The sequence below is a fragment of the Romboutsia sp. 1001713B170131_170501_G6 genome, from assembly GCF_015668195.1.
Classification (GTDB): Bacteria; Bacillota; Clostridia; order Peptostreptococcales; family Peptostreptococcaceae; genus Romboutsia_C.
Genome location: NZ_JADPFC010000001.1, coordinates 842,620 through 865,428, shown reverse-complemented (window position 1 = coordinate 865,428; position 22,809 = coordinate 842,620). Strand labels below are relative to the sequence as shown.

General features: G+C 28.8%; 23 protein-coding genes. 1 reads left to right on the top strand and 22 read right to left on the bottom strand.

The genetic code is table 11. The features are described 5' to 3' along the window. Positions 1-63: 63 nt before the first annotated feature. Positions 64-495, bottom strand: a complete 432-nt coding sequence (locus I4U89_RS04260; protein WP_195938640.1) for a hypothetical protein — start codon at positions 493-495, stop codon at positions 64-66. 201 nt (positions 496-696) lie between these two features. On the opposite strand from I4U89_RS04260, the gene I4U89_RS04255 reads away from it, so the two are divergent. Continuing rightward, positions 697-1,503: an N-acetylmuramoyl-L-alanine amidase gene (locus tag I4U89_RS04255; protein ID WP_195938638.1), complete on the top strand. Its 807-nt coding sequence runs from the start codon at positions 697-699 to the stop codon at positions 1,501-1,503. Positions 1,504-1,562: 59 nt separating this feature from the next. Here I4U89_RS04255 and panF read toward each other — a convergent pair whose 3' ends face one another. The 21 genes from panF to I4U89_RS04150 form a co-directional block, all read right to left on the bottom strand. Beyond that, the gene (gene panF / locus I4U89_RS04250) at positions 1,563-3,062 is read right to left on the bottom strand and encodes a sodium/pantothenate symporter (protein ID WP_195938636.1); all 1,500 of its coding nucleotides are present in this window, start codon (positions 3,060-3,062) and stop codon (positions 1,563-1,565) included. After that, complete coding sequence (locus tag I4U89_RS04245; RefSeq protein WP_195938635.1) at positions 3,062-3,370, bottom strand: YhdT family protein; 309 nt, start codon at positions 3,368-3,370, stop codon at positions 3,062-3,064. The genes panF and I4U89_RS04245 overlap by 1 nt, the downstream gene beginning before the upstream one ends. A 129-nt stretch (positions 3,371-3,499) precedes the next feature. Beyond that, the gene (locus tag I4U89_RS04240) at positions 3,500-4,246 is read right to left on the bottom strand and encodes a polysaccharide deacetylase family protein (protein ID WP_195938633.1); all 747 of its coding nucleotides are present in this window, start codon (positions 4,244-4,246) and stop codon (positions 3,500-3,502) included. 273 nt (positions 4,247-4,519) lie between these two features. Continuing rightward, a complete protein-coding gene (locus I4U89_RS04235; protein ID WP_195938631.1) occupies positions 4,520-5,845 on the bottom strand; it encodes an APC family permease in 1,326 nt (441 codons plus the stop codon). 454 nt (positions 5,846-6,299) lie between these two features. Beyond that, on the bottom strand, positions 6,300-7,646 hold the full coding sequence (locus tag I4U89_RS04230; RefSeq protein ID WP_092927479.1) for an APC family permease: 1,347 nt from the start codon (positions 7,644-7,646) through the stop codon (positions 6,300-6,302). Between the two features lie 310 nt (positions 7,647-7,956). Further along, positions 7,957-8,301: a PqqD family protein gene (locus I4U89_RS04225; protein WP_195938629.1), complete on the bottom strand. Its 345-nt coding sequence runs from the start codon at positions 8,299-8,301 to the stop codon at positions 7,957-7,959. Beyond that, positions 8,291-10,222 carry an OPT family oligopeptide transporter gene (locus I4U89_RS04220; RefSeq protein ID WP_195938627.1) on the bottom strand — a complete coding sequence of 644 codons (1,932 nt, stop codon included), beginning with the start codon at positions 10,220-10,222 and terminating at the stop codon, positions 8,291-8,293. Before I4U89_RS04220 ends, I4U89_RS04225 begins: the two co-directional genes overlap by 11 nt. Before the next feature lie 442 nt (positions 10,223-10,664). Then, complete coding sequence (locus I4U89_RS04215; protein ID WP_195938625.1) at positions 10,665-11,396, bottom strand: DUF4184 family protein; 732 nt, start codon at positions 11,394-11,396, stop codon at positions 10,665-10,667. A gap of 244 nt (positions 11,397-11,640) precedes the next feature. Next, entirely contained in the window at positions 11,641-12,189 is a 549-nt protein-coding gene (locus I4U89_RS04210) for a BMC domain-containing protein (protein WP_195938623.1), read from the bottom strand. 118 nt (positions 12,190-12,307) lie between these two features. Beyond that, positions 12,308-13,228 (bottom strand): hypothetical protein, encoded by a 921-nt coding sequence (locus I4U89_RS04205; protein ID WP_195938621.1) that lies wholly within the window; start codon positions 13,226-13,228, stop codon positions 12,308-12,310. 21 nt (positions 13,229-13,249) lie between these two features. Further along, positions 13,250-14,575, bottom strand: a complete 1,326-nt coding sequence (locus I4U89_RS04200) for a 4Fe-4S dicluster domain-containing protein (protein WP_195938619.1) — start codon at positions 14,573-14,575, stop codon at positions 13,250-13,252. A gap of 11 nt (positions 14,576-14,586) precedes the next feature. Further along, on the bottom strand, positions 14,587-15,981 hold the full coding sequence (locus I4U89_RS04195; protein ID WP_330615521.1) for an aldehyde dehydrogenase family protein: 1,395 nt from the start codon (positions 15,979-15,981) through the stop codon (positions 14,587-14,589). Positions 15,982-16,005: 24 nt separating this feature from the next. After that, entirely contained in the window at positions 16,006-17,013 is a 1,008-nt protein-coding gene (locus I4U89_RS04190; RefSeq protein ID WP_195938617.1) for a cob(I)yrinic acid a,c-diamide adenosyltransferase, read from the bottom strand. Positions 17,014-17,023: 10 nt separating this feature from the next. After that, positions 17,024-17,290: a EutN/CcmL family microcompartment protein gene (locus tag I4U89_RS04185; protein WP_195938615.1), complete on the bottom strand. Its 267-nt coding sequence runs from the start codon at positions 17,288-17,290 to the stop codon at positions 17,024-17,026. 15 nt (positions 17,291-17,305) lie between these two features. Continuing rightward, complete coding sequence (locus I4U89_RS04180; protein ID WP_195938613.1) at positions 17,306-18,151, bottom strand: flavoprotein; 846 nt, start codon at positions 18,149-18,151, stop codon at positions 17,306-17,308. A gap of 11 nt (positions 18,152-18,162) precedes the next feature. Further along, positions 18,163-18,984, bottom strand: a complete 822-nt coding sequence (gene eutJ, locus I4U89_RS04175; protein ID WP_195938611.1) for an ethanolamine utilization protein EutJ — start codon at positions 18,982-18,984, stop codon at positions 18,163-18,165. Positions 18,985-18,988: 4 nt separating this feature from the next. After that, positions 18,989-19,636: a phosphate propanoyltransferase gene (locus I4U89_RS04170; protein ID WP_195938609.1), complete on the bottom strand. Its 648-nt coding sequence runs from the start codon at positions 19,634-19,636 to the stop codon at positions 18,989-18,991. Between the two features lie 20 nt (positions 19,637-19,656). Then, positions 19,657-19,932, bottom strand: a complete 276-nt coding sequence (gene pduA, locus I4U89_RS04165) for a propanediol utilization microcompartment protein PduA (protein WP_092925987.1) — start codon at positions 19,930-19,932, stop codon at positions 19,657-19,659. A 3-nt stretch (positions 19,933-19,935) separates the two neighbouring features. After that, positions 19,936-20,517, bottom strand: coding sequence for a BMC domain-containing protein (locus tag I4U89_RS15800; protein WP_195938607.1), 582 nt, complete (start codon positions 20,515-20,517; stop codon positions 19,936-19,938). Between the two features lie 94 nt (positions 20,518-20,611). Further along, positions 20,612-20,971 (bottom strand): glycerol dehydratase reactivase beta/small subunit family protein, encoded by a 360-nt coding sequence (locus tag I4U89_RS04155; protein WP_195938605.1) that lies wholly within the window; start codon positions 20,969-20,971, stop codon positions 20,612-20,614. A 9-nt stretch (positions 20,972-20,980) separates the two neighbouring features. Further along, positions 20,981-22,792, bottom strand: coding sequence for a diol dehydratase reactivase subunit alpha (locus I4U89_RS04150; protein WP_195938603.1), 1,812 nt, complete (start codon positions 22,790-22,792; stop codon positions 20,981-20,983). Positions 22,793-22,809: the final 17 nt, after the last annotated feature.

Here is a 22,809-nt window from a genome sequence, read left to right as displayed (position 1 = left end):
TTTACCTAGTATTAATTTATTATTTGTAAATAAAAAGTAACCAATATGCAATACAGCCATTGATCACTTTCTTCTTTTAATCTTTTTCTTTTTATATTTCTTGTTTTTGGTTTTTCTAATTAAATCCGATATCACTGTATCATCAATAGTCTCTCCTATAGTATCAGATAATGTGTCTGTCTCTTCTAATACTTCTTCCTCCTGAAGCTGGCTTAATTCTGCTTCTCTGGCTGATCTTATAGCTTCTTGCGTTCTTAGCATAACTAAATCTCCATTTAACATATTTATAAAAGATATTAATAAGCTTAAGTCTGCTTCATTTAGCTCCTCTACTATTGCATATGCTAGTGTCGAAGATAACAAAACAAAGTCTGCATAAGAAAATCTATCTAATCCAAGGCTTTGATTTTCTTTATTTGATTTACTTTTAGAAGATTTATCAATCAAATTTTTGCTTTGTTTATTTTTTTCATGTTCATTGCTTTTATTGTCCATAATTAAATATACTACTTGTAAAAGGATACGAGTTATAAATATTTTATTGGTAGAATTTATATACGATACATTATATTCTTACAGTTTTTTAAAAATTCTACTTTGTTTGTGTTGTCAAGAAATTGCATTAGGTTGAAAAATTTATAAAAACTAGTATAATTAAAGTTGAATTTAATTTTAGACATCTAAGGAGGAACACTTTTGAGTATTAAACATATGAAAAAACATATAATAGCGTTGTTATTATCTTTATCATTTATGTCAACTTCGACTATATCAAATGCCCAAAGTTACAAAGTATTTATAGATGCAGGTCATGGAGGCAAAGATAATGGTTCAAGTTATGGTACTAGAATAGAAGATAATATAAACCTTAAAATATCTGAAAAAGTAGAAAAGCTACTAAGAGAAGAAGGCATATACGTTGAGACAACTAGGAATAAAGATGAATATGTATCTTTATCTGAAAGAACTAAAAAATCAAACTCATCTAATTCTGATTTATTTATATCAATCCACCAAAATTCATCAGAAAATAAAAGTGCAAATGGAATAGAAACTTATTACTATGATAAAATCAATAAAGGTCTTGCTAATATTGTTCAATCTAATTTATTAAATTCTACTAAAGCTAATGATAGAGGTGTTAGAAAAGGTAACTTGCAAGTTTTAAGAGATAACAATAAACCATCTATTCTTATCGAATGTGGCTTTATATCAAATAATAATGAAGGATTCAAACTGTCTACAAAAGCCTATCAAGAAAAAATAGCTAATGGTATAGTTAATAGCGTTAAAGAATTTTTTAACATTAAAGGAAGTTCGTCCAATATAAAAACTGTACTAAATAACAATGTTAAGGTTAGAGCTGAAAGAGGTACTTTATTTGCACCTATTGGATATTTGCAAAAAGGAGATAAAGTTAAGATAATAGACACTAAGCATGATTGGCACAAAATAAAATTTGGCAATGCTTATGGATATGTATCCTCTGTATATGTTAAGTAAAATTTTATATTATTAGATAAAAAAGAGATACATTTATTTTAGGTATCTCTTTTTTCTTATCATCTGTAATATATACCCCAGAAAGTTTCTAAAACATCTTCATCTGGTGCTTTTGTATTTTTAGATATTATTATAAAAGTTATTAATGATAATACTAAGGGAAGTACTATAGTATGCATCCCAAATGGCCTACTCCATATTTGACTAAATAATATATATGATCCTATACCTACTATAATAGATGATATAGCGCCAGATGAGTTCGCTCTTTTCCAATAAAGACCAAGTATTATTGGCCATAAAAATGTAGAAATTATTCCTGCATTAGCATATAGATTTAACCAAACTATTAATTCTGGTGGGTTAAAAGCTACTAAATATATTATAATACCAAGAAGTGCGGTACATAATATACTTATCTTTCCGCTTAAATTAGAATTAGTCTTTAAACTAGGATTTATATAATTTGAAATTAAATCATTAACTATAGAACCTGATGCTACTAATAACTGTGAGTCTACTGTTGACATTATAGATGCTAATGGTCCTGCAAGTAAGATTCCTGCTATTACTGATGGAAATAGCTTGGTTGTTAATGTTGGTACAACTAAATCTCCAGATTCTATACCTATAACTAATGTTGAACCAAATGCCCCTACTAAGTGCATCCCAAGAAGTAATATCATAGATACTATCGTTCCATATTTTATACCATCATGTAAACTCTTAGTATCTTTATAACTCATAGCTCTTTGAGATACTGATGGAATGCCTACCACTGCAAATCCCACTAATATCCAAAATGATGTTACCCAAGCTATAGTCATATTTCCTGGTGTTACTCCAAATGGAGTTATCATTCCCTCATTAATAGCAGCCATGTTTTGAATTATATTACTTATTCCACCACCTGCAATTATAGTACCTATAAATATAGCTATAGTTGCTATAGTCATTATTACACCTTGAATTGTATCTGATAATGTAACCGCTCTAAATCCACCTATTACAGTGTGAACTATAACTGTTATTCCAAATGCAGTTAATGCAATGTTGTAATCAAGACCTACTGAACCTTGTAAAAGTCTAGCCGCTCCTACCCACTGTGCTGCCATCGCTGCTATAAAAAATATAACTATCGATATCGACGTAATTATAACTACTATATCTGATTTATATCTCGCTCTTAAAAAATCTGTTATAGTTACTGCATTTATTTTCCTAGATATTATAGCAAACTTTTTGCCAAGTACAGCTAATGTAAAATATCCTGTTGGCATTTGTGCCATCGCTAAAAATACCCATCCTAGTCCTTCTTTGTAAGCAGTTCCAGGTCCACCTATAAAACTTCCTGCACTTAAATATGTAGTAACTAGTGTCATAGCAAGTACAAATCCACCTAAATCTCTTCCGCCAGTCATGTATTCATCCATAAAAGAATTATCTTTATTTGAATTTCTTGCTCTATTTACAAACTTCATAGAGTAAAAACCTACTCCAAATATAGCTATAAAGTATATAACTATAGGAATTAATACTTTGTAATTTACATTTTCCATTACTTAAACTCCTTTTTATACTTCTCTACTTCTTCTTTGCTTAAGCCATCAAGTGGCATATCTTTAAAGAACTTATTTATTGTAATAACTGTAAGTGCAGAAAAAAGAATTCCTCCTACTATACAGCTCATAAAAAACCATGCAGGAAAACCTAGTATATATGTATACTCTTTAACTGGTCTATTTGACAGTCCATATCCAAATCCAAACCACCATATAAGATTTAAAATTCCAAGAATAAGTCCTATTATAGCTTCTTTATTGCACTGTTTATACCTTGGATCTTCCACTATTTTTTTGTCATCCATAAATTTAATCCTTTCTATATTATTTAAATAATATAACTATTTTAACCATGTCCTATTTTATTATTTTTTGTATTATTTTGTCTAGTAAAAATTTTAAGTAAACAAAATAGCTATCATTTTGATAGCTATTTATCTAGTATTAATATTCCAAAAATTCTTTGGTATTTGTTTTTCATTTATAGGAAGTATTTCATATCCTTCTTCATTTAAATAAGTAAGTACTTCATCTAATGCTTGTACTGTTTGTTTTTTTTCGTGCATAAGTATTACTACTTCTTCTTTATTTTTAACCTGTTCTTTTACGATTTCTATTATTTTTTTAGAATCATTTTTCCAATCTTGAGTATCTATATTCCAATCCCAAAGCTTATACCCTGCATCAACTAAATTTTCATATGACTTGGCTGGCGTATATGGTTTACTCCCATAAGGAAGTCTTATTATATTTGATGTTTTTCCAGTTATTTCATAAAAAGTTTCCTTATTTTTGTCAAATTCCCTTTTAGCTGAGTCATAATTTTCATAGAGTTTATTTACATCATGCGAAACACTATGAAATCCTGCACTATTTCCACTTTCAACAATCTCTATCACAGCATCCTTATTTACTTTCATATTCATATCTATCATAAAAAACGTTGCATGTGCATTATGTTTTTTAAGAATTTGTAGTATATCTTTTGTGTACTTGCTTGGACCATCATCTATCGTTATATAAGCGATTTTATTATTTATATTATTAGTTTCATTTACGTCATAATATATAGGTAAACAATTATATTTATCTATATCTTCTAAAGCGTTAATATTATTTGGCATCATAGCAAATGTTAAAAGTCCTGCACTTATTACTAGTTTTAATCTTACATTCTTCATATGAGTTCCTCCTTTATAGTTATTGTCAATTTATGCCTTTTAAGGAACATATCTGTATAAGTTTATACGTTTTAGATGTTTTTATAATCTTAGTATTGGTAAAAAACCTTTTTTATATCACTAAAAGGTGAAACTTATTCTGTAAATTTTTGCGTAATAAAAACAAAAATTTACTACAGTTTATAAATACGTCAATAAGCATCTTCCATTTTTATACTAAATATAAAATCCTTGTATAAAAAAAAGTACAAGCAATACGCTTGTACTTTTTTACTAATTAGTTTTATTTTGCATATAATTATAAATTGGTAATCCTATAAGAGTTATTATTATACCTCCTAAAGATATCATTGTTGTTTGTAAACCAGCAAAACATAATTGGTTTATTACAACGAATAATCCACTTAATATAGCTATAGCCGGTATAAATGGATATAATGGAACTCTGTATGGTCTAACTAAATCTGGTTGGTCTTTTCTAAGTTTTATAACACCTATAAATGTTAGTACATAGAATATCCATATAGCAAATATTGATAAATCTGTTAATAAGTTGAACTGTCCTGATAATGCATATATAGCTGATAATGTTGCCATTGCTATTATTGAATTAGCTGGCGCTTGAGATTTATTTAATTTAGTTAAAGTTTTATATCCTGGTAAAGTTTTTTGTTCTGCTAAAGTATACATAACTCTTGGTCCCGTTAATAAGTATCCGTTAAGTGTACCAAATACTGATATTAATATACCTATTGTTATTAATTTACCACCCATTGGTCCAAACATAGCCTCTGCAACTGCTGCTGCTGGTGCTGAGTAGTTAGCTAATTCACTTGCTGGAAGTACCCAAAGATATGCTAAATTTATAATTACATAAACTCCCATAACTACTGCAAGTCCACCAACTATCGCTCTTGGTAAATCCTTACCTGGATTTTTCATTTCTCCAGCTAAAGCACCAACATTTATCCATCCATCATAAGCAAATAATACTGCTATTAGTAATTGACCTATAACTCCGGCTGGGCTTATTCCATCTCCTACTAGTGGAGTTATTATTGGATTTGTTCCACTTCCTTTTATAAATCCAAATACCATTATAAGTGCTAAAGGTATTAACTTACATATAGTAGCAATTGTTTGTATAGCTCCTCCTGCTTTTGATCCTAATGTATTTAACGCTGCAACAAATAATATAATACCTACTGCTATAGGAAGAGTTAAAGACTCATTTCCTATTAATGAAACTGCTTGTTGTGCAAATATAACTCCTAGTGCTGCTATTGTTGCTGGGAAGAATAATACCGTTTGCATCCACCCTGTTAAAAAACCTAGTTTCTTACCATATATCTCTTCAATGTATACCATCATACCACCAGTTTTTGGTATAGCTGCTGATACTTCGGCTGCCGTTAACCCCGCTGTTATAGTTATGATACCTGCTATTACCCATGCTATCATTCCAAGTCCTGGTTCTCCACCTGTTGTTTGATAAACAGCTTGCGGCTTAAAGAACACCCCTGCACCTATAACCATACCAACAACTGTTGATAAAGCTGCAGACATTCCTAAACTTTTTTGAAGTTCTTTATTTTCCATATATGCCTCCTTATTTATTAAGCTTTCTATAATTTCATTATAATATTTTTTGAAATACTTTCAATACATTTTTTTATTTTTTTCGACAACGTTTTTCTAAATTATGTATTTTTAGAAAAATATTTTAAGTTCATTTTAATTTTTATATTTTTATTTATTATATAAATTTTCTGTTATTTTTTATATTTCAGCTATTTAGCCAAATTAACTTTGTATACTTAAATTTAAATATGAATTTTTTTCTTTACAAAGATAATCTATTTAATCTTGTAATTATTTTTTTCAATAAAAAATCTTTTTGAAAAAAACTTAGTTTTTTTGTTTTTTCTGTAAACATTTTCTTGAAGTTAATTTCAATAATTTAGACAAAAAAAATAGAACTTCTAAAGTTCTATTTTTTACTTTGGATATTTTAAATTTTCTATTATTTTTGTGTGTTTTTATTCGTAATTTATTATGCTGCCCTTTTTATATCTTTTTCCTTTTGATTCTTCTTCATCATATAATTATATATAGGCAAACCTATAAGAGTTACTACAACTCCTCCTAATGACATCATTGTATTTTTAGGTCCTGCAAATAATAATTGGTTTATTACTACAAATAATCCACCAGCTATTGCTATTAAAGGTATTACCGGATAAAACGGAACTTTGTATGGTCTATGTAGGTTTGGCATAGTTTTTCTCATTTTTATAACTCCTACAAACGTTAATACATAAAATGACCAGATAGCAAACATTGATAAATCACTTAGTAAGTTAAATTGTCCAGATAATGCATACAATGCTGATAAAGAAGCCATCACCATAGTTGCATTTGCTGGTACATCATATTTATTTAATTTACCTAAAAATTCAGGTAATGTTTTTTGTTGTCCTAGTGTGTATATTATTCTAGGTCCTGTAAGTAGATATCCATTTATACATCCAAATACAGATATTAATATACCCATAGTTATTATTTTACCACCAATAGGTCCAAATATTTCTGTTGCAACCGCCGATGCTGGTGATGCATATTTAGCTAACTCACTTGCTGGAAGTACCCAAAGATACGCTAAATTTATTACTACATAAACCGCCATAACTAAAGATAATCCACCTATTATTGCCTTTGGTAAATCTTTTCCCGGATCTTTCATTTCCCCTGCTAAAGTACCGACATTTATCCATCCATCATAAGCAAATAGTATAGCAACTAATAATTGCCCTATTACACTAGTTGCACTTATTCCCTCTCCTACTAAAGGAGTAGTTATTGAATTATTCCCTGATCCACTTATAAATCCAAATACCATTATAAGTACTAAAGGTATTAATTTACACACTGTAGATATTGTTTGTATTGCACCACTAGTCTTAGAACCTAATGTATTAAGTCCACCAACTAATAATATTACCCCAACTGTCATAGGTATTACTAAATTTTCATTCCCAAGAAGTATTGCTGATTGTTGTCCAAACATAACTGATATTGCAGCTATTGTTGCTGGGAAAAATAATACTGATTGCATCCATCCTGTTAGAAACCCTAATTTTTCGCCGTATATTTCTTCTATATATACCATCATACCGCCTGTTTTTGGTATAGCAGCTGAAACCTCTGCTGCAGTAAGACCTGCTGTTATTGTCATGATACCTGCTATTACCCATGCTATCATTCCAAGTCCTGGTTCTCCACCAGTTAATTCATACACTGCTTGAGGCTTAAAAAATACTCCCCCACCTATAACCATACCAACTACTGTTGATAAAGCTGCAGCTGCACCAAGATTTTTTTGAAGTTGCTTATCTTGCATATTTGTATTCCTTTCTTCACCAAGTTTTGTCATAAGTTGTCGCATTTATAATTATAATATAAGTATAATTTTTTTCAATACAAAAATTTTTAATTTTAAAAAGTTTCAATTTCTAACTTTTCTCAATTCAAATAATCATTTTTCCTCAATTTGATTCATTTTTGTCCATACAAAAATCCATCTATTTTGTAGATGGATTTTCTGATATTTTCATATTTTTTAATATCTTATACTTATAAGTTATCAGTAATTTTATATCTTATATAAAAATAGGATATCTAAAAGATATCCTATTTTTATAATATATTTTTTAATTATTAATTTTTTGAATGTAGTTGCAATTGACATCTATATGATTTAAAAAAATAAGTAATCTCTCATATAGAGGATGTGATTTTTCTCCATACTTTAATTCTAGTTCTTTACCAATTTCTTTTACAGTTTTTTTTCCATCAATGTTAGAAAATACAAAGCTTCCATATTCATCTAGCTCAATTTTTTTATACATTGGAATTTTAAATTTTAATTTTCTAAAAAACTGTTGAATTTTATGATCTTGTTTTTCAAGTATTATTACAACACCTTCATTTACTTCATAATCTATTTTATCATTTATTTTAAATACAATATTTAAAATTTCCTCATTAGTTCTCATTATTTTTTACCTTAGAGCTTACAATTGGCCATGTAGTAAGTACAACTAACACTAAAAGAAGTATAATAGCCATCATATTTGAAGCTGCAAATCCACTAGGACCAGCACCTTTTATAACACCTGTTACTTGTAGTATTATACCAACTAAACCTATTATAGAACCACCAGCAACAAGTCCTGAGGATAAGCTTATACCATTAGCAACTTTAACCTCTTTTTCTTTATCACCTTTTGAAGTTTTTTCAACAAATACACGTATTAAAGCTCCTACTAATATTATAGAAGTTGTTGCAATCGGTAAATAAAATCCTATAGCAACTGTCATTATAGGTAGATTTAAGAAATATAAAACTATAGCCATAACTACACCAACTATTACCATAACCCAAGGTAATTGACCAGACATGATCCCTGATGTTAATGTTGATATTAAGTTAGCTTGAGGTAGTGCAAATGGAGGATTATCTCCTGTTACTACTAATTGGTTTGCAAGTAGTAGCGTAGTTCCTACAACTACTATTACACCTACTATACCAGCTATTGCAAAATATTTTTGCATTTCATTTTTGCTACCACCTATTATATATGTTACCTTTTGAGATTGGCTATATCCACCAGCTATAGATATAGAAATAACTATAAATGTCCCAAATAATAATAGTGATTTATTATCTGCTAGGTCAGTCCATCCCATTATAACAAATACTAATGTTGCTATAACTAAAGATGCTATTGTCATACCAGATACAGGAAGATTTGATGTACCTATAGTACCTGTTAAACGTCCAGCAACTATAACAAATAGCCCTGCTAATAATAAAGATACTACTACACCAATAATTGCCATTACTATACCATTTGATATAAAGAATGCTCCTACAACTGCTACTACAACTCCACCTAATAGCATAATAGTTTGTAATGCGCCACCATCTTCACCGTCAACAGATGTTGATGATTTTGCTTTCATAGTTTCTTTTACAGATGCTATTATAGTTGGTATTAATTTAACTGCACCTATTATACCTCCACAAAGCATCATACCAGCTCCTATGTATTTTACATAGTTGCCAGCTATGTCATTTACACCCATTTGATTTATTGCCATTGTAGGGTCATTCCATACCTTAGCACCTTCGCCTGCCATATCAGTAAAGTATCCTATTAAAGGCATAATACCAAAATGAGATAATAGGGAACCTGCAAACATTGTAAGTGCAACTTCAAGCCCTACGATAAACCCTATCCCTAGAAGAAGAGGATTAACTTCTACTTCAAATTTGCATTTATAAAACTTATTTCCAATAAAGCTTATAACGTTATTGGCTACATTTAAGAATGAACTTGTTAATATAGTTATAAGTCCACTTATACCAAATCCTATACCCATATACTTCATTGAATCTCCACCAGCATCTGAAGCTACTAATGTTTCAGATATAGCCATTGATTCTGGGTACATAAGCTTACCATGTTCTTCAATTATTAAATAATTATAAACAAGTGATGCAATTCCAATACCAAATAAAACTCCACCTACTCCAACTATAAATCCTTCTAAAAATGTAACTTGGCTACCTATTAATAAAATTGCAGGTAAAACGAAAATCATACCACTTGCAACTGATTCACCACCACTTGCCATACCTTGTACAATATTTTTACCAAGAATACCTTTTCCACTTGCAAATGCGGCTATAAATGCTGAACCTATAATGGAACCTGGAATACCAGCAGCGACTGTAAGACCAGCCTTCATTCCTGAATATGCTGTTGATGCTGCAAATATTATGGCTAATATAATACCTATTATTAATACTGCCATATTTGCACCAGTCTTCGATTTGTCTGTTATGTAAGGAACATAATCTTTTCCTGATATACCCCCATAAGCACCTTTAGATAATTTTTTGTTGCTCATTAAGATTCACCTTCCCTTTATTTAATTTTCTTAATTATATCATACTATGTTGAATTCTGACCTTTTTACGCAATTTTAGTTTCATTATGAATTTTCATAATATTTATCTACATTTTACCTATTAGATATTTTGCACAATAACTTCTCTATGGTAACTATTTATTATATGGTTATTTTACACTATTTTTCAATATATATTAGTCTATATTATTAATGTAAAAATAAACCATATATTAACTTTATTTTTACAATTTACATAAAGCACATAGATATGAGCTATGTTTTTTACATCATAATCTAGATATTATAAGAATATATAAAGGACTTGGTATATAATTTGCAATAATTAGTTCTTATTTTTATAAAGATGTAGGTGTTTGTAGATATTTCGATATAGTGCATAGATATCTATGCACTATTTTTTTCTATATAAAAATATTTATTAAATTATATTTTTATCTAATAAAAAACCAGTTATTAAATAAGATATAAATAAAGAATTGATAAATGTTACAACCAATCTACCAATACCTATAAAAGCACCTATTTTAACAAAAATACATAAAGAAATAATCATAGCAATTATAAATACTAATACAAGGCTTAAATATAGCTTAGATTTGTTCATTTTTGGATAAAAAGTGTTTTTATCTTTAATAGTATAAAGATATATAAATATAACTAAAAATCCTACTATTGTACTACTATGTTGGATTATTTTATAAATTGAAATAGACATATTAAATACATTAATACTACCTCTTAAAAAATCCATATTATTAACAAAAAATCCACTAATGTGAGTGAAACTATCCCAAAATACATGAGTTATCATACCTATCAAACATGATATTGCAAACTTTAGTTTTTCTTTTTTACTAGGTAATGTGTTTTTTAATTTAGTAAGGTACATATATTTATTTAATATAAAATTAGGCATACTTAATATAAGTACTTTTTGTATATATTTGTAAAATACATAGTTTATTAAAAAGCACATTGGGAGATTAAAAAAGAAAAATCCTAAAAATTCATGCCCTATATTACTACTTGGACTAAATAGTACAAAGTATATAAAATCAGGTGCCATGGAGCCTAGTATTAATCCACTAAAGTTAAGGTACTTATTTTTAAATGGAAGTACTATGGCAGGATGCGAAAATGTAAATGGCATATTGTAAATTCCTTTCTAATATTAATTTATGATATAATATTAATTAAAAAAATATTATATCATAAATTAATATTAGAAATATATATAGTTAGTTTTTTATATCTTTTATTATATCTAGAAAAATCTAGCTAATAGAAGATATATTATTTTAATATATTTCTATAAAACACCTAATAATGTGCAAAAAAAATCTAACTCAATTCTATATATAAAATTAAGTTAGATTTTTTTAATTATTTTTACTCTACATTAATTTATTTATCAGATCTTTATGAGGAGATGCTATAGAAGATGTACTTGTTATCTCCCCACTTTCTTGTAATTCATTTGTACAAGATTTTATAGCAGAATTTATAGATGCTATGTCTCCACACATTACTATAAATCCCTTTCCACCAAGACCTCTTGCAAGTCTTATCTCTATTAACTTAATATTAGATGATTTAAGAGCTACATCTCCAGCTTTTATAGCTGTTAATGCGGATATTGTTTCTATACATCCAATAGATTTAATATTTCCTGGTTCTACAGTACCAGTTAAGGCTGGTATTACATCTTCATGTATATTATTTATCACATGACTTTCAATTAAAAATATTCCTGCTCTATCTTTACCTGCTTTTATAGCATTTTCTACTGAACCTACATTTCCACTTACTATTATTACATATTTTCCTGGACAAATTGGATTGGCTAACACTAATTCGACATTTGCTGTTTTTAACATGATATCTGCAACCTCTATTCCTATAGGAATACTTTTTAATTCCACAAGTCCAATTGATTTTTTCATATTGTGTCCCCCTAATTTCTTATAATGTTTGCTAATATTTTTTATTAAAATTATACTTATCTATAATTTAAATATGTAAAATTATATACAAAATTTTAAAATTATTATTTAGTTCTAATTAAAATATGAAATTTATTATAAATGTACATATAAATATTGAAAATGCTGGTGGATCTATATGAGAGTCACAATTACTGTTAAGTGTATTAGCTCCAAAGTCTCCTACTAAACAACTTATAACTCCAAATATTACTCCAAATATAGGATTTCCTGAAACAACAGCTGCAAGTGCTGATATTAATGTTATATGATGTGTTGCCGGTGTTGCTGAGCCTGTTTGTGTAAATATTAAAGAAAGTGCACTTATTCCAAAACATAGTGTTGGGAATAATGATATTACCTCTGGAGCTACTTCAAAAGTATTAGAAAGTGATGCTGCTACATAAGAAACTACTATTCCTAGTGATGCACCTAATACTATGTTATATCCAAGTATTTTTCCAGTAGAGAAGTATTTTCTTTTTTCATTTTTATCATATTTCCCAAATAATCCACTATTTCCAAGAACTAATCTCGATATTACACCCAATGTAAAAACTGTCATCCCTGGAGTATCTGTTGGAAGTACCAGAACTGATGCATACAAATAATTTACTAAAAAACCTAATACTCCAAATATTCCACCAACTAATAAAACTTTATAGTCTCCTGTTAGATTTAAAGATAAATCTATTGCTGTTCCACTTTCTACTTCATCACTACCTAAAATTTCTTCTCCAGTGGATGTTACTTTAGAAGTACCTACATTTCTTCTATTTGCTGCATAAGCTGCAGCTGCAACCCCACCTGCAAATGCTATATGAGGTCCTAAAAAAGAACCAAAAGCTACATTTCCAATAACTAAGTCCGCTCCACCTGCCATACCTATAGCTGCACCCGCTATTGCTATTACCCCTGTAAGTATAAATGCTGGTAATGCTCCGATCAAAGCTCCAAATGCTCCTCCCCCAAAAGCTGCTACCATTGCAAATATATCCATATTACTCCTCCTAATAAAAATTTATCTTTCTATTAATACATACTTCTCATTTACTTCTTTTACTAAGCCTTCTATGCTTGAATGAATTGATGTTCCTAGCTTATCTTCTTTTGTAAATGCAATTAGTTGCCCTTTAAGAACTTTATCTCCTTTTTTTACAATAGGTGTTGCACTTGCTCCTATATGCTGATTTAATAATATCTTTACTTTATCAAATTCTTTTTCAGTGTTTATTATATCTGCATTTTCATCATATTTTGAAAGGTCTAATTTAGATATTAACTTACTTACTGGGTATCTTTTATATTCTCTAAATGGGTGTACATCTATTGGTATATTATTATTATCATTTTTTATATTATTTAACGACATTTGCTTCTTTAGATTTGAATGTAATTTCCAAGGTTGCAGGTTCATAACACAAGCATATTCACATAGCCTACATTCACAACATAAAAATGCTGTTGTTAAACTAGATTTAGTATCGCAGATACTTGAATAACTTGCTATTCTTATTAATTTATGTGGGTTTATATTATGACCTAATAGATTTCTTGGGCATACTTCACTACATAAACTACAATGCATACAAGAAGTTTTAGCTTCCTTTAATGTTTGAGATATATTTTTATTTATAGATCTAACTAGACTATGCTCTTTAGGTAATACTATAAGACCTTTAGTTGTTTTTGTAACTACATCATCTAATGAAACTATTTTACCCATCATAGGTCCACCATTTATAACAACAAATTCCTTTAAAGTACTTCCTCCTGCTAAATCTATAACTTCTTTTATGGATATACCTATAGGAACATTAACTGTTATTTTTTCTTTAACATCTCCAGTTACAGTTACATATTTATTAATCACTTTTAAATCATTATAATAAGCATCATATATGTTTAATAAAGTCTCCACATTTAATACCACAGCTCCTACACTAAGTGGAATTGAACCTTCTGGTATTATTTTTTTAGTAGTTTCATACACTAATACCTGTTCATCTCCTGCTGGATAAAAGTTAGGCATTTTATGTATTTTTATGTTTTCATACTCATTAATTATATTTTCTATATTTTCTATAGCTTTTTTATACTTAGATTTTAATCCAATTATTGCAACTTTAGCACCAATATGTTTTTTAACTAAATCTATAACATCTAAAAGTTTTCTAGATTCTTTAGCCATAAGTTGTTGGTCTACTCTTAAAAGAGGTTCACATTCAGCACCATTTATTATTAGATACTCTGCCTTTGCATTTAATTTTACATGAGTTGGAAATCCAGCTCCACCAGCACCTACTATACCAGCATCTTTAATAATGCTTGTTAAATCTTTTTCCATAGTCTCACCTCTTATCTGATATCAAATCCATCTACAAGTACACATCTTCTTTTTCTAGCAAAAGTTTTAGCACTTGTTAAACCTTCTCCTGTTGGTCCAGCTATTGTAAATGTTGTATATCCTTCTCCACCTACACCTATACCAGAATATGATGGTCCATTTTTAACAAATATAGTAGTTTGAATTAATTTAGCCATCTTACTTAGTTTATCAATATTTTTAGAGTGCATTATAGCTGTATGTCTATTTCCATGTTCAACTTCTATGGCAAGTTCTATAGCTTCATCAACATCCTTTACTCTAACTATTGGAAGTATTGGCATCATTAACTCTTCTATAACAAATGGGTGATTTTTATCTGTTTCCATTATTATTACCTTTATATCATCCTCAACTTTTATTCCTATATTATCCAATAAATATTTTGCACTCTTTCCAACGCATTCAGTATTTAACTTTAAATCCTTAGACAAAACTAAGTCTTGTAATTTATTTAAGGTTTCCTTATCTTTTATTTCATAAGCTCCATTTTTTTTCATATTAAATATTAAATAATCAGTAATTTCATCTACTGATATAACTTCTTTTTCTGCTATACATGGAAGATTATTATCAAAGCTACATCCATTAACTATATCTTTTGCAGCTTTTTCTATATCTGCAGTTTCATCAACTACTGCTGGTGGATTTCCTGCCCCTGCTCCTATGGCTTTTTTTCCAGTAGATAATACTGATCTAACTACACCTGGTCCTCCAGTTGCCACTAGTAATTTAACTTTTTCATGTTTCATCATGATGTTTGCATTTTCTATTGTAGGATTTTTTACTGTTACCACTAAATTATCTGGGGCATCAGCTTCTTTTAATGCTTTATTTATAAGCTTTATAGTAAATAAAGACACTTCTTTAGCTCTTGGGTGAGGACTAAAAACTACTGAATTTCCTGCTGCTAACATTCCTAAAGTATTACAAAGAATAGTTTCTGTTGGATTTGTTGTAGGTGTTATAGACCCTATTACTCCAAATGGAGAAAGCTCTACTAAAGTAAGCCCATTGTCACCTGTATAAGCATCTGTTTTTAAATCTTCTACACCTGGTGTTTTCTCTAATACTAATCTATTTTTTAAGAGTTTGTGGCTATAATTTCCCATACCAGTTTCTTCAACTGTCATTTTACATATCTTTGTTAAATTTTCTTCTTTATAGAATTCATTTTTTATAGACTTTATGTATTTATCTCTATCACTTAGACTATGATTTAAATACTTTCTTTGGGCTATGAATGATGCTTCTATAGCATCGTTCATATTTTCAAATATTCCATACTCACACTCTTTTAAAGAATTTACATTATTTAATTCACTCATGACCTTTTTTACTATTTCTTCAACATTTAACGTACTCACTATTATCCCCCCATTACCTTTTGCTTAATTGCTTTTCATTTTCATCATTTGTATTGAGTATAAAGCTATCTCCATATCCTCTTCTACACTTCCACCACTTACCCCTATGGCTCCAACTACTTTTTCATTGCTATATATTGGATATCCTCCACCAAATACAACTATTTTATTGTCATTAGTATTTTGAATACCATAAAGTGCTTCTCCGCTTTTACAAAGATCACCTAGTTTATGAGTTGGCATTTTTAGGGCATTCGCAGTATATGCTTTGTTCATACTTATATTTATACTACCAAGTAATGAATTTTCCATTCTATTGAGTAATATAAGATTACCGCCGCTATCTACTGCAGAAAAAACTATAGGAACATTTAATTCTTTTGCTTTTCTTTGAGCATAATTGGCCATCTTTATTATATTTTCTAAGTTAAACTCTATATTCTCTTCACTTTGTTTTTCTACATTATCCATTTTTTCTAACTTATCTATAACCTTATTTTTAATATCATCTATCTTACAATAAGTTTCTTCTAATCTTGCTAATGCATATAAGGTATCTGATAATCTATTTACATATTTTAATAATTCATCTCTAATACTATCATTTTCTTTTAACGTAACTATATTTCTTTCTGCTCTTCTTATTATAGTTCTTGCAACATGAATAGATGCTGAAGGTTTATTTTTCCCAGGTATTATAAAACTTTTTTGTCTTCCATTTAATTTGCTACACTCATCTACTATATGTTCTAATTCTTTTATATCTTCTTCATTGACTGTATATGATAACATAGACAATCCTTTTTCATCACTAGCAAGTTCAGCACCTACTATAAATAATTTTCTTTGTATTTTATTTAAATAACTTTTTATATCTTCATTTTTACTTTGAGAATATGCAACTCCAAGCATTGATATAGCCTCATCTATTGTTCCATAGCATTCTACTTTTAAATCATTTTTTGATACTCTTTTACCACCAAATAAACTAGTACTTCCCTTATCACCCGTTTTTGTATATAAATTAGCCATACTATCCCACCTAATTGTTAACTTCTATACTATCTACTATTCCAACTATTGCACAGTCTATAGGAGAATCAGATGAAAATATCTTTCTTGCAGAGCTTCCCGTTGCAACAATTACAGTTTCTCCGACTCCAGAACCTACTGAGTCTACTACAACATGTGTACTTCCAACTACTTCTAATTTTTCATTTAATTGTTTTACAAGTAGAAGTTTTGTTCCTATTAATCCTTCATTTTTAGTAGTTGATACTACTGTTCCTACTACAGTTCCTAGATACATATTTTTCACCTAGCTTTATATTTTTAATATATTTATATTGTATTTTAATGCTTCATCTTTAGCTGATGGAGTGATTATAGAGTCTTTATTAATTTTTATTACTTTATAATTTTTTAAACTATATATGTCTATTTTACTTATTATTTTCTTATTTAAGGCTATTTCATTACATTCTATATTTTGTTTATTACATATATAATCACTTTCATCATTATCTTTGTTATTAATGTTTAAACTAAAATTATCTTTATATACTTTTATAACTTTTTTTTCTAAATTTACTGATGTAGTTAATATAATATTATAATCTTTTAATTTTTTTATATTGTTTCTAAGTAAATCTTTATATGAATTACTCATATTATCTTTAAATACAGATATTCTTTCTTTGTTGTCTGGACAGCATCCATTGATACTTGCTATTACTTTTTTACCACTAATTAAAGAGTAGCTTATTATATTAGTAGCTATATTGTCACTTATTCCATTTGCAATTTTACTGCAGGTGTTAACTGTTAATGTGGGTATTATTATAATAGTATTTTCTTTTACTAGGTTTATTATATTTTCATTATCATATTCTTTTATAACTTTTTCTACTTTGAAAAATTCTTTTATTAAATCTTCATTAAATACATTTAAAGCTCCATTTGATAATACTATTGTTAATTTAAATCCATTACCTTGAAGTTTTTTAATACATTTAAATGCCTCCTCAAATCCAATACTAGCACCAGTAAATACTACTAACAATTTTTTATTGTAGTTATCTAGCTTTTCAAATACTTTTTCTACTATATAATCTATAAATACTTTTTCAACTCTTTCATTAATTATATTTTCAAGATTTTTAAAATCCAATTTATCACCTTCTATACACCACAGTTCATTGCTATTCCAAGAGGTGTTACAAGAAGTGGTTCTAGTGGCTTTACTGTTTCTATTTTAATTTCTTTTTTAAATACTTTCTCAAATTCACTAAAACAACAAGCACCACCAACAACATAAATAGTGTCTACATCATAATCTTTTATATATTTTTTAACTATATATGCCATCTTTTCAATGACAGGCTTTACTATTATAAACGTATCTTTTTCATACTTTTTGTCTTTTTTTATAATTTCTGCTTCTTCAAAAGATATTTTATTAAATCCTGCAAGAACTAATGTCATATGAGTTCCACCTGTTGGTTCATCGGCAGTAAATACCACTTCGCCATTTTTTATTATACTTATACCTGTAGTTCCTCCACCCACATCAACTACCGCTCCATCATTTATTTTAAGTAATGTAGCTGCTGCACTAGGTTCATCTATTACATTTAAAACTTCCATATCACAAGATTCTACTACATTACATATAACTTTAGTATTTCCCTCAGTAATTCCTGGTGGTATTGCAGTTGAAGCATAAGTTAGTTCACATCCTATAATTTGTTCTACCTCTGCTTTTAATTTTCTAAGTATACTAGTTGCACCTATATAATCTACAACTATTCCATCTTTAACTACAGATGAAGACTTCATAGCTCCAGCTATAGGGTTATTATTTTCATCTACAACAGATAAAACAATATTTGCAGTCCCTAAGTCTACTCCAACTTTTAATTTTCCTTTGTATTTATTACACTTTTTTTCTTTTATAAGTCTTGAAAACTCTTTTACCTTATTATTGCAGTCATTTAGATTCACATTCTCACCTATTTTCTACAATTTTAACTAAGTCATTATTTTTTATTAAGCACGAATTAGCTTCATCCATATCTAAATGCATTTCTAGTTTAAAATTTTCACTTACTCTAACTAATACGTTTCCTAGGATAGCTTTCCTAATCCCATCTATCTCAACATTTACTATATCTTTATCACATACATTCATTTTTTTAGCATCACTTGGCGACATGTGTATATGTCTTAATGCACAAATTACACCTTTTTCTTTGGTAACCTTACCTTTAGGTCCTATAATTTCAATACCTGGAGTATCTTTTAAATTTCCTGATTCTTTTATAGGTGGGTTTACCCCTAATTTAAAGCCATCTGATACAGAAATTTCAATTTGTGTTTCATTTCTTAAAGGCCCTAAAATTCGAACTTTTTTTAATTCTCCTTTAGGGCCTTTTATAGTTACACATTCATTTGCGGCATACTGACCTGGTTGTTTTAAGTCTTTAAGTTTACTTAGTGATTTGTCTTTGCCAAATAGTATTTTAAAATCTTCCTCACATAAATGTATATGTCTATTTGAGATACCTATAGGGATTAAAACTTCTTTTTCTTCTTGTAGTTTTTGTATTATTATTTTAGTTATTTTTTCTACTAATTCATTATTGTTAAAATCCATTTTAATCACCTATTTATATATTATTCAGATTTTGGTAATATCTTTTCAACATCAGTATGTGGTCTTGGTATTACATGCTTAGATACTAATTCCCCAACTTTCTCAGCTGCTACTGCCCCTGCATCTACTGATGCTTTAACAGCTCCTACATCTCCTCTAACCATAACTGTAACTAATCCTGATCCTATCTTTTCATATCCTACTAACTCAACATTTGCAGATTTAGTCATTGCATCTGCTGCCTCTATTGCACCTACTAATCCTTTAGTTTCTATTAATCCTAATGCCTCTCCCATTTTCTATTCCTCCTTAAAATCATTTAATTCATTGTAATGAATGCAACCATTTTTTAATTCTCCTTTTTGTCTTTTGCACTCTGGGTCTTTACATAAGTTGCAAGTATAATGTTCTTTATTATCTAAGTTATTTTCTTTTATGGTATTTTCTAATTCTTCACTTTTTATATAATTTAAATCATCTTCTAAATTAACTACTTTTACATTTTCAACTATATCTTTAACTAATTCTTTATCATCTTCATTGTATAAATCTTCATTTTCCTTATATCCATTATTTATTTGTATCTCTTTATATCCTACAGTTTCTTTATTCTTAATTAAGATATCTATTTCTTTACTTGGTCTAGGTATAATTTTATAAGAAAATACCTTACTTATCTTATTAGCAGCAACAACAGAAGCTTCTACAGCTGCCTTAACAGCTCCTACATTTCCTTCTATTTTTAATGTTGCCATACCTCCACCTTTTGAGAGCTCATATCCGATTAAATTAACATTTGCAGATTTTACACATACATCTGCTGCTTCTATACAAGCTGCAAGGCCAATTGTCTCTATAATTCCAATAGCTAATTGAGACATTTTACCCTCCCCCTAATATAATGTTTAAATAATATTATAGTACATATAAAACTCTATCCAATTACTAGATAACCTATATGATACTATAAATATTTTAAAATTCTTTGAAATACTTTTTTATGACTAATCTAGCTGCATTTTGACCTAGTGTTCTCATTATAGATTTTTCAGATGATGTTTTTATAGTAAAAAGAGGGCTATCTTTTTCTAGTTTATTATAGTGAAGTATTATAAAATCTTTATTTATCCCAATTCCCACTCCTAATATAGAGTCATTACAAGCATTGTATCCTAAGTTTATAAAATCCCCTTCACAAATTCCTAAAACTTCATAAGGTACATTCTCTTCTTCTATGCCAAGCATAATTTCTCTAAATTTCAACTCATCTATTTGCTTTTTATTATAATATATTTTTATACTTGGCTTTTTCGTAACACTTATATTATTAGCCATAAAACTCACCTATTCTTCTTTTAAATGTAGAACAAGTCCTGTTGCAACTGCATTTCTAGGTCCTTCTACACCTCTTATATTTGCTCTTCCAGCAACTACATTATACTGAGATAGTGCATTTGTAACTAATTGAGGAATTTCAAAATCAAGTGCACTTCCTCCAACTAAAACAACAAATGCTATATCTCTTACGTTATTTGTTGGACTTACCTTTTCTAGTGCTCTTATAGCATTTGTAACAAATACCCTTTCTTTAGCACTTTTTCTAATTAATTTTATTTTCTCTAATGATTCATCTATTTCAATAGGAATCATACCTTCTGGTTTTAATATTACAACCTTAGCAAATAATTTAGGATCTAATGATTTACTAAAAAATTCTACAGCCCCACTTTCATGCCTTATATTGAAAAGACTCTCTACCTTAGCTAATGGGTACTTTTTTATGTCTTCTGCTAATTCAAAATCATCTATTCCTAGTTCTGATTTTATAAGCATAGTCACCATATTTCCAGCACCTGCTAAGTGTATTGATTTTATTTCATTATCTTTTGTAATTATAGAAGCATCAGTAGAACCTGCCCCCATATCTAATATGGCAAGTGGTTTATTACTTCCTGGAGTAGTTAATGCTCCACGAATTGCCATATCAGCTTCTACTCCACCTACATTTACATTTATTCCTAGACTTTTTGTTAATTCATCTGCTATTTTTTGCATTTGGAGTTTATCAGCTTTTACCATAGCTGCTATTCCTACTGCATTTTCTAATGAGAACTCATTAGCAATACCACCTTTTACAATCTGAGGAACAAATGTATCTACTGATAATATGTCTTGTATTTTAATGTTTTTTGGGTGTTGATTTGTTAAATTAGACATAACATGTCTTACTTTTTCAAGCATTCCACCTACATTGGTTCCAGGTTCTCCTTTAACATCACAAACAATATTTACGCTTTTTATAGCATTCATAATTTTTTTAGCACCTTCATCAATGCCAACAAAAGCTTTTTTATTTAATCCAACTATCTCAATATTTCCAGCAGGTATTTTTCTTTCTTTAACATCTCCCTTAGGCGTTTTTATAACAACTGCTGATCTGTTTCCAATTAATGCCCTAGCTATTGGAACAACATGTTTAGTTTCTTCTGAAGTTAGATTAAACAATGTCGCTATTCCATATGGATTAGATAAGACTTCAACAACACCTCCAATTGGTGCAACTTCTATGGCACACTTCATATTTAGAGGAACTTTTTCAACTAAACTAACCTCATCTACTATAGGAATTTTCTTTTTCAATCTATTATTAATTAATACTCCATCATCTTTTTTTACTATAGCTCCGTTTATATTTAATTTATCTGAGTATAAATTTATTAATTTAGATGAAACTTCAAAGTCAAATTCTTTAGGTATAACAATTATTACATCTTTATTCTTATCTACACTTTCTAGTTTATCAATTTTTACTGTTTCACCAACACCGACTCCTACGCCACCTGGTGTTAAAGGGTTGTGGCCTATCATTGTAGACTCTGTTATTATGGTTTCTGTTATAGTTTCCATAGCTACGTCTCCTATTACTGGAGCAGCTTCATTTACTCTAATTTCATCTAAATTTTCAATTTTTAGATTAGCCTTATCTAAAGAATCTTTTAAAGATTTAAATACTCCATTGATATTTTTCATAGTTCCTTTGATTCCCGTTGTTTTAACTATAGAACTTGATAAAAATTCAATGTTATTTTCATCTATTTTTGCTAAGGCCACTTCAGTAGTAGCATTACCTATATCTACACCAGCTACTATCTTCATTTAATACCCTCCAAACT

What these genes read in the sequence shown, in the direction of transcription:
- I4U89_RS04155 (WP_195938605.1), bottom strand. Translation starts at nt 20,971, where the DNA reads ATGGCTAATAATATAAGTGTTACGAAAAAGCCAAGTATAAAAATATAT.
- I4U89_RS04230 (WP_092927479.1), bottom strand. Translation starts at nt 7,646, where the DNA reads ATGCAAGATAAGCAACTTCAAAAAAATCTTGGTGCAGCTGCAGCTTTA.
- I4U89_RS04190 (WP_195938617.1), bottom strand. Translation starts at nt 17,013, where the DNA reads ATGGCTAATTTATATACAAAAACGGGTGATAAGGGAAGTACTAGTTTA.
- I4U89_RS04260 (WP_195938640.1), bottom strand. Translation starts at nt 495, where the DNA reads ATGGACAATAAAAGCAATGAACATGAAAAAAATAAACAAAGCAAAAAT.
- pduA (WP_092925987.1), bottom strand. Translation starts at nt 19,932, where the DNA reads ATGGGAGAGGCATTAGGATTAATAGAAACTAAAGGATTAGTAGGTGCA.
- I4U89_RS04200 (WP_195938619.1), bottom strand. Translation starts at nt 14,575, where the DNA reads ATGGAAAAAGATTTAACAAGCATTATTAAAGATGCTGGTATAGTAGGT.
- I4U89_RS04240 (WP_195938633.1), bottom strand. Translation starts at nt 4,246, where the DNA reads ATGAAGAATGTAAGATTAAAACTAGTAATAAGTGCAGGACTTTTAACA.
- I4U89_RS04245 (WP_195938635.1), bottom strand. Translation starts at nt 3,370, where the DNA reads ATGGATGACAAAAAAATAGTGGAAGATCCAAGGTATAAACAGTGCAAT.
- panF (WP_195938636.1), bottom strand. Translation starts at nt 3,062, where the DNA reads ATGGAAAATGTAAATTACAAAGTATTAATTCCTATAGTTATATACTTT.
- I4U89_RS15800 (WP_195938607.1), bottom strand. Translation starts at nt 20,517, where the DNA reads ATGTCTCAATTAGCTATTGGAATTATAGAGACAATTGGCCTTGCAGCT.
- I4U89_RS04205 (WP_195938621.1), bottom strand. Translation starts at nt 13,228, where the DNA reads ATGGATATATTTGCAATGGTAGCAGCTTTTGGGGGAGGAGCATTTGGA.
- I4U89_RS04170 (WP_195938609.1), bottom strand. Translation starts at nt 19,636, where the DNA reads ATGGATTTTAACAATAATGAATTAGTAGAAAAAATAACTAAAATAATA.
- I4U89_RS04210 (WP_195938623.1), bottom strand. Translation starts at nt 12,189, where the DNA reads ATGAAAAAATCAATTGGACTTGTGGAATTAAAAAGTATTCCTATAGGA.
- I4U89_RS04220 (WP_195938627.1), bottom strand. Translation starts at nt 10,222, where the DNA reads ATGAGCAACAAAAAATTATCTAAAGGTGCTTATGGGGGTATATCAGGA.
- I4U89_RS04225 (WP_195938629.1), bottom strand. Translation starts at nt 8,301, where the DNA reads ATGAGAACTAATGAGGAAATTTTAAATATTGTATTTAAAATAAATGAT.
- I4U89_RS04215 (WP_195938625.1), bottom strand. Translation starts at nt 11,396, where the DNA reads ATGCCATTTACATTTTCGCATCCTGCCATAGTACTTCCATTTAAAAAT.
- I4U89_RS04235 (WP_195938631.1), bottom strand. Translation starts at nt 5,845, where the DNA reads ATGGAAAATAAAGAACTTCAAAAAAGTTTAGGAATGTCTGCAGCTTTA.
- I4U89_RS04185 (WP_195938615.1), bottom strand. Translation starts at nt 17,290, where the DNA reads ATGTATCTAGGAACTGTAGTAGGAACAGTAGTATCAACTACTAAAAAT.
- I4U89_RS04150 (WP_195938603.1), bottom strand. Translation starts at nt 22,792, where the DNA reads ATGAAGATAGTAGCTGGTGTAGATATAGGTAATGCTACTACTGAAGTG.